The following is a 13483-nucleotide window of genomic DNA, read 5'->3' on the forward strand; positions in this document are numbered from 1 at the left end:
TTAGCGCAGCATATTAGCGGCATTGTTATCCCAGAAAACCGGCGTCGTTACGTTCGCTTTCTGCTTGGCGTTGGCGTTGCGAGTAATGTATGTCGCTGGGTAGTACAACGACCGGGCAAATGCACCGGGGTTCGGATCAAGCGCGGGCTGCTGATTGGCAGGCTTGCCGGTCCGACGGTACAGATTGTAGGCTTCGATACCGTTGCCGTACAGCGCCAACCAGTACTCAGTACCGATCACGTTTAGCCGAGCGTCATCAGTCGTGGCGGCATCGTAGTTAGCCAGTACTCTGTTCACGTACTTCGTTACTTCGTCGGACCAGACAATTTTGTTATCGCTCTCGAATGAGGTGATCTTGCTGCTTTCCGTCGTACCCAGCGCTAGCGCCCGCACGTCGGCCATTGATTTTTCGACCGCTGATTTTAGCAGGTCACGTGCCGACCCACTGGTACCCAGTGTCAGCGCCGATTCAGCCAACATGAAATCGACAAACGAGCGCATCATCATCGGTTGAATCCCCGCGCCACCAGCACCAGCCCCGAGAGACACCGGTACTCCAGCGTTATTGTCATACAGCCCACCTGCCGGGTAAAGACCCCAGGCCGTCCGCAGCAGACCATCCGGTGGAATACCTTCGTTGCTCAGGTGATCGCGGCCCCAGTAACCTACCGTAGTTGGCAAACAGAAAATATCCGAGTCCGAGTAGTGGGTTGGCTTAGCTACCGTTATACAACGTAGCGCGTTCACGTCTGTCGGGTTCCGCACCGTTTGCCGGTAGAAGTAAAACCGCATCCGGGGATCAACGAAGCCTTTCGACTGGTACATCGTTCCCATATAAGAGTTCGACTGATAATCGCCACCACCCGTCGGCGAGTACTGACCTCCGTAACGGGGGTGCCGAGTATCCGGATTCGTCAGATTTGACCCATATTTGAACGTAAAATTCTGCGCGTTAGTCGAAATCAGTTTATTCCCGGCAATCAACGTATTGATGGCTGAGGTCGCTCCTGATTTGTCAATTAGTCGACGATTCAGATATGCTTTCAGCTTTAACGTGTTGGCTACCCGAATCCAGCTGTCGGTCGTTCCGCCGAAAATCAGGTCGTTCGACGCGCCCGTTGCTGACGTAGTTCCGAAGTTCTCGATGGCTTTGTCCAGATCGGCCAGAGCCGCCGTGTAAATGCTCGCGCCAGTATCCGTACCCGGGGTGAAGTTAGCGGGATCGATGGCCTGTGTGTAGGGTACATCACCGAACAGATCAACCAGATTGAGCAGCGCCGAGGCCCGTAGCGTCCGGGCAATGCCCGCATGGACGTACAGCTGACTCGCTTCGGCCAGAGGAATCAGCGTTTTTACGTCAGTCAACAAACCAGCGTAGGCCGTGTTCCAAAGTCCATCGTAGTTACCGGGCGATACGGCATTATCGTAAATAGCCGCGCCCTGGTTGAGCATCCGTGTTAAACGCATACCTGGATCACTTGCCTGACTGAAGTGATCTTTGTAGGTAAGCTCAATCGAATTGAGCAGGTAGTTGATATCGGTATTGTTCGTTGTTACGGCGTTCGGGTTATCCAGTAAATCCAGTTTACAGGCACTGACCACCAGCATACAAACCGCCAATACAAGTGAGCTTATGTATTTTCTCATTCGTGAAAGCCTTTATAATAATAGTTCCGACAGCAGTCGTCGATTAGAACGTAAGTTTTAGCGTGCCCCCAATCCGGCGCGAGCTTGGTCCGGTCAGGAATTCAAAACCAAGACCGTTGCCTACCCCGAGACCCAGGTTGTCCGTGTCGAAGTTGAGCCCTTTAGGGAAGTAGAGCGCCCGGTACCACAGGTTGTTCCCCGTCAGGGAGATAGACGCACCCTTAAATACTTTTCCAATTACACGCTTCGGCAGTTGATACGACAGCGATACTTCCTGCAGACGAACCGTTGAGCCGTCGAAGATCCGTCCTTCATCGCCGAAGAAGTAATAGTTGTTGAAGTAAAAGTCAGAAGCCGTAATCTGCGTAGTGTTTGGCGTTCCATCAGCCAATCTCACGCCGGGAATAATCATTGTCTGTGCCCGGTCAATACCGCGCTCCAGACCGTTATCAACCGTAAGACCACGTCCCAGCAGCGAGCCCGCCGTCGATGAGTACATCGCGCCACCGTGACGATACGATACCATCACTTCCAGCGACAAGTTCTTGTACGTAAAGTTGTTAATCAAACTTGACGTAAAGGCCGGGTTCGGATCGCCCAGTACAACCGGCGAGGTCGTAGCCAGCAGGTACCCACCACCGTCAATGATGTACTGTCCAGCATCGTTCTTGCGAAAACCGGTTCCTTTGATGACGTTGAATGGTTGTCCTACGATGGCATAGTTCCCCAGCGAACTACCGAAGCCAGCCACTTGCACTTCCGACAATGTACCACCGAGGTCCAGCACTTTTGGCCGGTTGCGCGAGAATACCAACGTCGGACTCCAGGCAAATGAGGCCGTTTTGAAGAACGTACCGCCTACGTTAATTTCGATCCCTTCGTTGCGAATCTTACCAATGTTAATCGTCGTAGCGGTGTAGCCCGTCGACGCATCCAGTGGCGTGTTCGTGATCAGATCACGCGTGTTCCGCTGGTAAACCGTCACGTCAAAATTCAGAATATTGTTGAACAGACGACCTTCGACCCCAGCTTCGTACTCGGTATGCAACTCAGGTCTCAGATTTGGGTTCCCCAACGTATTGTCTACGGAGTGGGTCTGTACGGTTGTTCCAGCTGATGTGAGCCAGCCACGGGCGTTCTGGTTCAGTACGTTCCGGGTGCTATATGGGTAAGGGAAACCAGCCGAGGTTCCAACGCCCGCTCGCAGTTTCAGGAAGTTCAGCATACCACCTTTCTGAATACCCTCGAAAGCCGATGTTGGCACGAATGATAAACTAAGCGATGGGTAAAAAATCTGCCGGTTCGCCATCTCTACCGTCGACGTCCAGTCTTTACGACCCGCCAGATTTAGGTACAGATAGTTGTTGAAATCTGCCGTTACTTCCCCAAAAATACCAAGCCGGGTCTGCTCAATGGTTTGGTTGTACGCTACGTTATCAATGAAGTTGCTGTGCCGGAACAGGTTACGGGCCAGCTGATTCTGGCTATTAACGAACAGGCGTTCCGTCTGGTCATTCCGCATGTTCCCGCCCAGGCGAGCCGATACCGAAAATTTATCGCTAACCGCTTTGTTGTAGGAAAGAATCATACTGTTGTCCCAAATCGTATTCCGAATATCGAAGGTAGAGTAGAACCCGTTGACGAAATCAATCCCGCCTTTGTTAAACTTATTCTGCTGATTTTCGGTGTACGTATCCAATCCGACTTTGTAAAGCAACGTCAGATCTTTGGCGATGTCATAGTTAACCGACGTCGTCGTGAAGAATCGGTTGACCAATCCGGTCGTCTTATAGTTATTTAGAATCCAGCGCGGGTTAGGAATGTCGTTGCCGCTCCGGAAGTAAACCGACCCACCCGTTACCGGATTTTCGTACGGCCAGCCCATCAAATCGACCTGACGTGGTGTGTACATGACGTTCGCCAGCACCGACGGAAATCCGCCCAGCGTATTGTTTCCCGTTCCGGCGTTGAGCGGTGGCGAGTATTGATCCGTGTTGGCGAAGTTGAACGAGGTTATTACGCTTATCTTTTTGCTCAACTGGGCGTTAAGGCCCAGGCCCAGGTTGAATTTCCGAAGACCATTTTCAGGAATGTACCCTTGCTCGTTATTAAAGCTGGCCGATATGTTATAGCTCACTTTCTCGCTCCCGCCTGCTATATTCAAAGAGGTAGTATTGATCTTACCGGTCCGGAAAAAGTCGCGGATGTTGTTTGGATACACCTGCATTGTGTATGGGCTTACCGATGCAACGTAAGGGGCCAGTGCGGACCGGGTAGCGGCTACGCTGAAGAATGAATACGGGTGGTTCGTCAGCGCCGTATTCGTATTCTGCGATGGATACGCATAGGCCTCAGCCAGCGTCGGACCGAAGTTGCTGAAGAAGTAGCCCAGATTCTGCTGGAAACCACCTACGTATTGATTCTGGTAGGTCGGCAAATTGGCGGTGTTGGTGAAAAACGACTGCGTGACCGAAACCTCCGTTGGGCGGGCTTTGCGGCTACCGTTTTTGGTCGTCACCAGAATTACACCGTTCCGGCCCTGATCACCGTAGGTTACCGTAGCGGCCAGCCCTTTCAGGACACTAACGTTTTCGATGTTGTTTGGGTCGAGATCCAGGAAGCGGCTCGATGCCGACTGTCCGCCACCTGTAAATCCATCGCGCGAGTTGGTGCTGGAATTAAACGGAACTCCGTCAACCACGAACAGCGGCTGCACTGAGCCGGTAATGGACGAGAAGCCCCGAATGGTAATGTTCGTTCCCGTTCCCGATACCCCGGAGGTTGCCGTGATATTGACCCCAGGAATTTTTCCTTGTAGGATCCGGCCAACGTCGGCCTGTGGGCGATCTTCGATCAGCTTCTTATCAAGCGACGTGACGGCATAACCCAGGGCTTTCTTCTCGCGGACAATCCCCTGCGCCGTAATAACGACCTCTTGTAGTTGTTTACTGTCAGACGATAGGGTTATATCAATCACCGACCGGCTGCCCACCTGAATCTCTTGGGCCTGCATGCCAACGAAGCTAAAAACCAACGTCGTTTTATCGTTAGGGACGTTGATCGAGTACATCCCGTCCGAATCGGTATTCGTTCCCGTCGTGGTGCCTTTAATCAGGACCGACGCACCTGGAATATCAGTCCCATCATCGCCTGAAGTGATCTTCCCCGTGATTCGTCTACCCTGCGCCATAGCAGATATACCGACCACGCACATCAGTAGTGTTAGTAATAGTTGCTTCATCGTACTCTGAGTAGTTTTAGGTTAAATAAAACTTAACTAGGCCGAAAGTTATAAAAAATGCAGACACAACCTTTAAGAGGTATTTAATCTTTTTTAAGAATTAAATTCTACATGTTAATTTAATATCAGAATTTTATTGATAAGTATCGACATAAAGCTTTCTTATTTTTTCACATACTTAATTCATAGATTAAATTCATAGTACCCCTAGTAGCTTAAGTATTTTTAACCAATAATTATAGATTTACATTTTCAATAAACGCACAAAGGCCGCCTGAGTAGCTACTCAGGCGGCCTTTGTGCGTTTATTGAAAATTATAAATAGCGAGTAAGTCGGTTCTGGTGGCTTGCCTTGTACTGCCCGTACCAGCGACAAAGTGGGTACAATAGCCCGATCAGTCCTAGCCAAATCAAGTAAACGATAGGCAACGTCACGCCGACCCCAGCTGGCCGTCCAAAACTAAGCGGTCCGATAACGAGATCACTCAGCGAGTATCCCTGCGCGACCATCATCCCAATCATTGCTCCTTTTACCAAATACCAGTGAACGAGGTAATAAAACAAAGGAACTTCCCCGTATACCATCAACCAGCGAGTCACCGGATTCATTACGCCATCGACGGCCCATAGCAGCATAAACATAATTCCCAGCATCAGCAGGGTGTACTGCAAGGACGGCGGATACTTGCTGACATTCAGGAAAGAAAGAACCGTAAAAAGTTTATCTTGTTGAGTTGACCACGGCGCAGCATCCCCGTAAACGTTGATGAAGCGAATCAACAGAAACAACCCGAGTGAAAGCATCCCCAGTTTAAGCAAACGTTGTTTTCGCGACTCAATGGGTTGTGCAAACACGGGACCGCAGGCGTAGCCCACCAGCATAATTCCGAACCAGGGGACGATCGAGTAAGCCACCAACAGCATGAACTCGGGGCTGATGGGAAAAAGCTGCGTTCTGAACAAGAGTGACCAGATCAGCTGCATCGCCGGGTCAGAGAAGGGCGGTACCCGTAGCAATAAATCGTGCAAAAAAACGATTCCTAATCCAATACTGGCCAACCAGCGGATGGGCAGTTTAGCCATTCCGGACAGGATCATTAAGCCGACACCGATAACAAAGATCACCTGAAGCATCAGCGTCCGAAACTGCAGGTCGGTCCAGAATGCGAAGTTGATCAGCGTCAGTTCGAGTACCAGCAACACCAATCCTCGTTTAAACAGCCAGAAGCGTCGATCGGCCGTGGTACGCCTATTGAGTGAAAGATAGGCCGACGTTCCTGACAGAAACACGAATGTTGGCGCACATAAGTGGGTAACCCAACGGGTGAGAAAGAGTGGAGCAGTAGTGGTCAATAGGTCCGTTGGGTCCTGTGTCAGGGCGGGCGTGTGTAATAAATCCCGAACATGATCCAGTGCCATGATGACCATAACCAGGCCCCGGATTATATCAATGGAATGGATGCGGCTCATCGTCAACTGATTTTCGACTATAGTAATACAACATACAAATAGGCTATTCACGGTGAAAGCATGTAATCTCCTCACTTTACCTTTAACCAGTTCCACAGTAACCCAATTCAAGTGTAACTAGGTAGCCATATTACGTCAGCGGGACGGTAGGGCAGTAACTATCACTGCGCCATTCGTTTAAAACAGGGAACGCCGACTACGTTGATAGCCGGCGTTCCCTGTTTTCATTCTAACAATAGCCTTCGTTCTGCTTACTGCTTCATCAGCTTGACGGCTTCTTGCTGACTCGGGGTACTTACATTCAGGATGTACATCCCCGGCGAGCGACCCAGTTTGATGTCAACCCGTTCTACAGCACCAGCCCGTTCAACGGTTACTGTTTGGATGTTACGTCCCTGACTGTCGATGCTACGTAACACCACGGGTTTATCCTGTACCCCACGCAGCTCAACCGAAACGGTTTCGTTCAGGACTGGATTACCCATAACCGTTACCGATAGTTTCTCGGAAGCTTCCTGCATGATCCGGGCAGGACTGTTGCAACTTGCCAGCCAGTTGTAGCTGAAGGTGGCCACGTCCGATGAGCCAGCCTGGGTAGCCTGCAGGGTCACCGTCGGGTTGTCGGTGTAGAAGACCAGCGAGTAAGGACCGGCCGCCGGGGTGGGGGCCGACTCGTTCCGCACCTGGAAGGTCACCGACTGGCCGTTGAGCCCACTGTAGACGGGGGTGAAGGTCACCCGGCGCTGATTAGCTGACACGCTCTCGCAGCTCAGCGTGTTCACGCTCGTGATGGCGAAGTTAGTGCTCACCGCCGAGGCACTCACCGTGATGGTGAAGATGGCGTTGCTCGATCCGACCGAGTTGGTACCCGTCACCGTCACCGACGAAACCTGGGCCGTGGTGGGCGTGCCGTTGATGAGGTGGTTAGCCGCGTCGAAGTTCAGCCCCGCGGGCAGACCAGCAGCCGAATACGTAATGGGCTCGGTGCCGCTGAAGGCAGGCACCACGTAGCTGAAGAAGCTGCCCACCGTCGCCGTCTGGTTAGGAATAGCCGGAGCCACGGGCGGGGTCGGGGTTGGGTTACCACAAGCCGCCAGCCAGTTGTAGCTGAAGGTGGCCACGTCCGATGAGCCAGCCTGGGTAGCTTGCAGGGTCACCGTCGGGTTGTCGGTGTAGAAGACCAGCGAGTAAGGACCGGCCGCCGGGGTGGGGGCCGACTCGTTCCGCACCTGGAAGGTCACCGACTGGCCGTTGAGCCCACTGTAGACGGGGGTGAAGGTCACCCGGCGCTGATTAGCTGACACGCTCTCGCAACTCAGCGTGTTCACGCTCGTGATGGCAAACGTACCGCTCACCGCCGAGGCACTCACCGTGATGGTGAAGACGGCGTTGCTCGATCCGACCGAGTTGGTACCCGTCACCGTCACCGACGAGACCTGGGCCGTGGTGGGCGTGCCGTTGATGAGGTGGTTAGCCGCGTCGAAGTTCAGCCCCGCGGGCAGACCAGCAGCCGAATACGTAATGGGCTCGGTGCCGCTGAAGGCAGGCACCACGTAGCTGAAGAAGCTGCCCACCGTCGCCGTCTGGTTAGGAATAGCCGGAGCCACGGGCGGGGTCGGGGTTGGGTTACCACAAGCCGCCAGCCAGTTGTAGCTGAAGGTGGCCACGTCCGATGAGCCAGCCTGGGTAGCCTGCAGGGTCACCGTTGGGTTGTCGGTGTAGAAGACCAGCGAGTAAGGACCGGCCGCCGGGGTGGGGGCCGACTCGTTCCGCACCTGGAAGGTCACCGACTGGCCGTTGAGCCCACTGTAGACGGGGGTGAAGGTCACCCGGCGCTGATTAGCCGACACGCTCTCGCAGCTCAGCGTGTTCACGCTCGTGATGGCAAACGTACCGCTCACTGGGGCTGCGTTTACCGTAATTGTAAAGACGCCATTTCCTGACCCGGCCGAGTTAGTGCCCGTCACTGTTACCGACGAGGTTTGTGCGGTGGTTGGGTTCCCGCTAATCGTCCGGCTTCCAGCATCGAAGCTTAGACCAGCAGGTAATCCGCTGGCCGAGTACGTAATAGGCCCGGTACCCGAGAAAGATGGAACAACGTAACTGAACGTAACGCCCACCGTCGCCGTCTGACTAGGAATAGCCGGAGCCACGGGTGCTGTGGCAGAAGGCGTATTTGGGACCACCGTAAAGGCAAACGTAGTACCAACCGTCAGACTGCCTGGATCAGTCGCAACCACCGTAACGGAGAATGGAGAGCCAACCGTTGTCGAAGGTGTACCGCTGATCGTTGCTGGAGCCGTGAAGCTTAGGCCGGTGGGTAGCCCACTAACTGAAACCACCAAAGAATTAGGCGTTTCAGCATCAGTAAACGTATTGGATGGGATCGTATACGTATAGGCCTGCCCTATCGTAGCCGACTGAGGTGGAATCGCATTCGCTACCGTTGGTGCCGTATTGCTCATCATCACCGCTTTGTCCGCCTGAACAAATCCAAAACCGGTTCTTGGATCATAGCCCGTATCGAAACCCGCCGTCAACTCGTCATCCATATCCAACGCGGTCTGCTCCAGGATTGACAGTATCCGATTTGGTGTTAACTGGTTACCGCTACGTTGCTGCATGAGTGCAGCAACAGCCGCAGCATTGGGAGCTGCGGCTGATGTACCAAAGAAATTTGGAAAACCATCCCCATCGGAGTCACCACCGAAGAAGGTATTGTTTGTCCCATCTGCCGCCGTAATTTCCGGCTTCTGGCGAGTAGTACTAGCAATACGCTGCCCGGCCGTATTGAACAGAATCGGGGTGCCACCCAATGACGAAAAGCCCTCAATAATCGCGGTGCTCAGCGTATTGTTGTAAATAGGCGTATTCCGATAGTAAGCTGCTCCAGTAGCAATAGCGCCGGCTGCGTTGGAATGCCCAACGCAGGTCGAGCTTTTTGTGTCGTACTCAGTCGTGATCGTATACCCGTTCGTGAAGGCAACCCACTTGATCACCGATGGAGCTGGACCTGCATATCTGGCTACGACCAGTTCAAAAGTTACAGCAGTCGATCCGTTATTGGTCAGAACAGCTATTTCAACAGGATCTCCTCCAATGTTGTTACTGTAACTGGACAAACTACCCTGGAACGCTCCACCCCGATAGACCAGCAAGTCCATATCGGTCTGTGCACCAGCCCCTCCGCTAACGGAAGCGAATGGATTGTCCCACTGTAAGCCAACATAAATACTGCTTCTTGCCGGAACCGTTACCGACTGAAACACGTCCCCTCCACTGAAGTTATGAGCACCCATATACGGATCACTAGCCCCAAACGGACCTACAAATGGCGTATTTGTATAGGTATTCTGGTAAGAGTTCCGGGCGTGGTTACCGGCGGATGAGAAGTAAGTTACATTTCGTGTGCTTTTTACTTCGTCAACTGCCTGCGCGATGATCCCGTCTTGAAAATAAGGTTCAGCAAAATAGAACACATCATCAACAATAATATTACAGCCAGCCACAGCCAGATCTCGAATCCCCTTGGCAAAAGCAGCCTGCCCCTTAAAAGCCGTATTAAAGGCACTAGCCGCCCCTGGTGCGATGTCGTAGATCAACTCAATCATAGCACGCCCTTCGTCGGTTGAACTTGCAACAAGGTTATCGTCAATCACCTGAACATTTGCCGGTAAATCACCAGACGTAACGCCTGCCGGTGCCCCACCGAGCGCGTTATACGAATCAGACAGAACGCCGATTTTAGAACCAGCCCCCGTTACATTGTATAACTGCTTAGCCAGATCGGCTTTCATGGCCCGGTCAGCTTGCGAGGTAACAGCACCAACGTTATGGATGGGCGCATAGGAAGGTCGGGCAAATCGAAGCGCGCTCAGATTTTTCAGCTCGTCGATCTTATCAACGGGAATATACCCCGTCACCATACGTTTCTCAACCAATCCTTCAGTCAGTCCCAGTGACTGCAACTGGGCAAGCAACGTATTCCCATCTTGACCCTCAACAACCACAGCCTCAATCGCTATAGCGTTATTTTTACGCACAAACTGAGCTTCTCTCTCTGTACCTTGTAACTCAGGTGGTAGATTAGCCGATGTTGTCATACTCTGTTGTTGAACGGCCAACAGATCAACCGTAATTTTTGCCTCGGCAGCCATCTGTTTCACAGATTTTTGGGCATAGGCTGTTACGGTGACCAACAACAGCAACGCTGTCAGCAAACCGTACGCACTTCTAGTAAAGTTGTTCATGGCTTTAAAATGGGTTAGTTAAAATGGTACGCATCTTAGCGGTTGTGCAAGCTTGCAAGATGCATAGGCGGAGGCCGTACCATATTGTAATATCTCATTACGTTCATGTACAATAAATTCTTAGACAAGTATAATTTTGACTCAATATTGCGCATATAGCCACAGCTATTAGTCATCATTATTAGCATATGTACCCCAGTATTTACCTAATGGTATGTGACTCCAAAAAAACTACTTAAAATACTTATAGTCAGATATTTATATAAGTATGATAAATACAAAAACAGTAACAACATGTACCCATAATAAGAATAGTAGATACCACGAATCCGATCCCCCCCAAATTGCGTATAGTATCTTGTCATCAGGTGTTACTATGTAGCGAACTGTCTCTTTGGGATGGGGCTCATGAATGGCGGATTAAACTTCTTATCAGTAGATCAGTTTATGGATTATTCGGAGACCTTTTACGTTACTACTCAGGAGTTGCCGACGAAGGTTGACGAAATATTACGATCCCCCAATCCAATGGCGAACAAGAGTCTGATTACCCGAATTCTAACCTCGATTTTCTTTAAGCGGGCCAATATTGGCGCCGTACGCTATGCGCGCAATGCCAAGAGCCTGTTTGGCCTGATCAGTGAAGCGATCAATAAAAGCGGTGGTCTGTCTGGCAAGAATATTTCAGCCTTTAAAGATCAGTTGTCAGTCGTGACCCGTCTGCTGAAAGCGTACGCATCCGGCGAATACCGACAAATTCCCTGGAAAACGCTGATTCGAATCATTGCGGTGCTGATCTATTTCGTATCGCCAATCGACATTCTGCCTGACTTTTTGCCGATTGTTGGCTTCACGGACGACATTGCGCTGATGCTCTGGCTCTTTAGTGGCCTGAAAGATGATCTGGATAAATTCAGTGAGTGGGAAACGGCGAACGTTACGGCCCAAAATGCCAATTTGAAGACGATTAAAATCGGCTAACTTTCCCTGGTAGCTAGTAGATTATCCAAAAAGAGTTATTTATATTTGCACATATTCAAATCCCAAAAAACATGATTTCATCAAGCATTTTTTTAATTATGGGTTTGGGCAGTCAGGAGATGATTTTAATCTTCTTGGCGTTGCTCCTGTTGTTCGGCGCGAAGAAGATTCCCGAACTGGCACGGGGCCTCGGTAAAGGTATCCGCGAGTTTAAAGACGCCACGAAAGACGTTCGTGACAACATCGAGGATAGCCTGAAAGAGTCGGAAACGAAATAATTATTGTAGTATAAACAAACAATCGAGTGGTCTCAACCAGGGGCCACTCGATTGTTTGTTTTCGCTTGTATCCAGTGGTAAGCGTATATCCAAGCTCAGCTTATTGGCTCGGCTGTTGTCGCTGCAAATCCAGACAAGCTTTTACTCCTTCCTCTATTTTGACTTTTTACCGAAGCTTTTCCAGCGTTCAGGCTGATCTCTCGACTGGACGTATTACCTGCCGCCAACTGGTCGATGACTACTTGATCCGCATCGACGAGCAGTTACATTTGAACGCATTCGTTGAGGTGTATGCGGATGAAGCCCGGCTACAGGCTCAGCTCGTTGATCAGAAACTACAGGCTGGTACCGCAGGTCGACTGGCCGGTATGGTCATCGGCATCAAAGACGTACTGAGTTACACGGGGCATAGTGTCCGGGCGGCCAGCAAGATGCTTGATACGTTCACCGCGCAGTTTACGGCCACAGCCGTGCAGCGACTGCTGGACGAAGACGCCATCATTATTGGACGCCAGAACTGTGACGAGTTTGCCATGGGTTCCTCGAACGAGAACTCAGCCTTCGGTCCCGTACGTAATACCGTCGACGCAGACCGGGTATCAGGTGGCTCATCGGGCGGATCGGCGGTAGCCGTTCAGGCGGGCCTGTGTCTGGCCAGCATCGGCTCCGACACGGGTGGTTCTGTCCGTCAGCCAGCGGCTTTCTGCGGAGTAGTTGGCCTAAAACCGACTTACGGGCGCATCAGTCGCTGGGGTCTGATCGCTTATGCCTCTTCGTTTGATTGCATCGGGCCAATTGCCAATACCGTAGACGACGTAGCTCTCCTACTGGAAGTAATGGCGGGGCCAGACGAATTTGACAGTACCGTATCCAGCCAACCCGTTGCACCTTACTCGCAAGCGCAACTTCCTGATCGCCCGCTGCGAGTTGCTTACCTGCGGGATGGCGTCGATAGTCCGGGAGTTGATGCAACAACCCGAGAAGTCACCCAACAAAAAATTGACGGGCTTCGGGCGGCCGGCCATACAGTTGAACCGATCGAGTTGTCGCTGCTCCAATACCTGCTCCCAACGTATTACATCCTGACCACCGCGGAGGCTTCGTCGAATCTATCGCGCTTCGACGGTGTTCGGTACGGTTATCGCAGTCAGACGCCCCCCAACACATCAGCCAATGCACTTTTGTCGTTGTACAAAAACAGCCGGACAGAGGGGTTTGGGAAAGAAGTGAGAAAGCGGATTCTGCTCGGTACGTTTGTGCTCAGCGCAAGCTATTACGATGCTTATTACACAAAAGCGCAGCAAGTACGCCGGTTAATCCGCGAGGAAACCGAGCGCGTGTTTGCCCAGTACGATTTCCTGCTCTCTCCAACCACGCCGAGTCCGGCTTTTAAGATCGGTGAGAAATCCGACGCAGCCGACCCGCTGCAGATGTATCTGGCCGATATTTTCACGGTACAGGCTAACGTAGTCGGTTATCCAGCCATTTCGGTCCCGAACGGCACCGACGCGAACGGATTGCCCATTGGCCTGCAGTTGATGGCCCCCCCATTCGCCGAAGCTGCGTTGGTCGCGTTCGCGAAAACGCTGTAGCCAGTGGCCATTGGCACCCGAAAT

Annotated in this window: 7 protein-coding genes; 3 read left to right on the forward strand and 4 right to left on the reverse strand. The window is 51.8% G+C overall.

Translation table 11 applies throughout. From position 1 onward, the window contains the following. From ACYVAD_RS03595 to ACYVAD_RS03610, 4 genes are all read right to left on the reverse strand, one after another. Entirely contained in the window at window positions 1–1647 is a 1647-nt protein-coding gene (locus ACYVAD_RS03595; protein WP_461138085.1) for a SusD/RagB family nutrient-binding outer membrane lipoprotein, read from the reverse strand. 43 nt (window positions 1648–1690) lie between these two features. After that, on the reverse strand, window positions 1691–4888 hold the full coding sequence (locus ACYVAD_RS03600) for a SusC/RagA family TonB-linked outer membrane protein (protein ID WP_461138086.1): 3198 nt from the start codon (window positions 4886–4888) through the stop codon (window positions 1691–1693). 315 nt (window positions 4889–5203) lie between these two features. Then, window positions 5204–6358: a DUF1624 domain-containing protein gene (locus ACYVAD_RS03605; protein ID WP_461138087.1), complete on the reverse strand. Its 1155-nt coding sequence runs from the start codon at window positions 6356–6358 to the stop codon at window positions 5204–5206. A gap of 251 nt (window positions 6359–6609) precedes the next feature. Then, window positions 6610–10608 carry a putative Ig domain-containing protein gene (locus tag ACYVAD_RS03610; RefSeq protein WP_461138088.1) on the reverse strand — a complete coding sequence of 1333 codons (3999 nt, stop codon included), beginning with the start codon at window positions 10606–10608 and terminating at the stop codon, window positions 6610–6612. 408 nt (window positions 10609–11016) lie between these two features. On the opposite strand from ACYVAD_RS03610, the gene ACYVAD_RS03615 reads away from it, so the two are divergent. The 3 genes from ACYVAD_RS03615 to gatA all read left to right on the forward strand — a co-directional run bounded on the left by ACYVAD_RS03615 (window position 11017) and on the right by gatA (window position 13459). After that, window positions 11017–11589 carry a YkvA family protein gene (locus ACYVAD_RS03615; RefSeq protein ID WP_461138089.1) on the forward strand — a complete coding sequence of 191 codons (573 nt, stop codon included), beginning with the start codon at window positions 11017–11019 and terminating at the stop codon, window positions 11587–11589. Window positions 11590–11660: 71 nt separating this feature from the next. Continuing rightward, complete coding sequence (locus ACYVAD_RS03620; RefSeq protein ID WP_461138090.1) at window positions 11661–11867, forward strand: Sec-independent protein translocase subunit TatA/TatB; 207 nt, start codon at window positions 11661–11663, stop codon at window positions 11865–11867. A 158-nt stretch (window positions 11868–12025) separates the two neighbouring features. Next, window positions 12026–13459 carry an Asp-tRNA(Asn)/Glu-tRNA(Gln) amidotransferase subunit GatA gene (gene gatA / locus ACYVAD_RS03625; protein WP_461138091.1) on the forward strand — a complete coding sequence of 478 codons (1434 nt, stop codon included), beginning with the start codon at window positions 12026–12028 and terminating at the stop codon, window positions 13457–13459. The last annotated feature ends 24 nt before the right edge of the window (window positions 13460–13483 follow it).

It is taken from the genome of Spirosoma pomorum, from assembly GCF_054776615.1.

Bases quoted from the DNA above. Each gene is read 5' to 3' on its own strand.
- ACYVAD_RS03600 (WP_461138086.1), bottom strand. From the start codon at position 4,888: ATGAAGCAACTATTACTAACACTACTGATGTGCGTGGTCGGTATATCT.
- ACYVAD_RS03620 (WP_461138090.1), top strand. From the start codon at position 11,661: ATGATTTCATCAAGCATTTTTTTAATTATGGGTTTGGGCAGTCAGGAG.
- ACYVAD_RS03610 (WP_461138088.1), bottom strand. From the start codon at position 10,608: ATGAACAACTTTACTAGAAGTGCGTACGGTTTGCTGACAGCGTTGCTG.
- ACYVAD_RS03615 (WP_461138089.1), top strand. From the start codon at position 11,017: ATGAATGGCGGATTAAACTTCTTATCAGTAGATCAGTTTATGGATTAT.
- ACYVAD_RS03605 (WP_461138087.1), bottom strand. From the start codon at position 6,358: ATGAGCCGCATCCATTCCATTGATATAATCCGGGGCCTGGTTATGGTC.
- ACYVAD_RS03595 (WP_461138085.1), bottom strand. From the start codon at position 1,647: ATGAGAAAATACATAAGCTCACTTGTATTGGCGGTTTGTATGCTGGTG.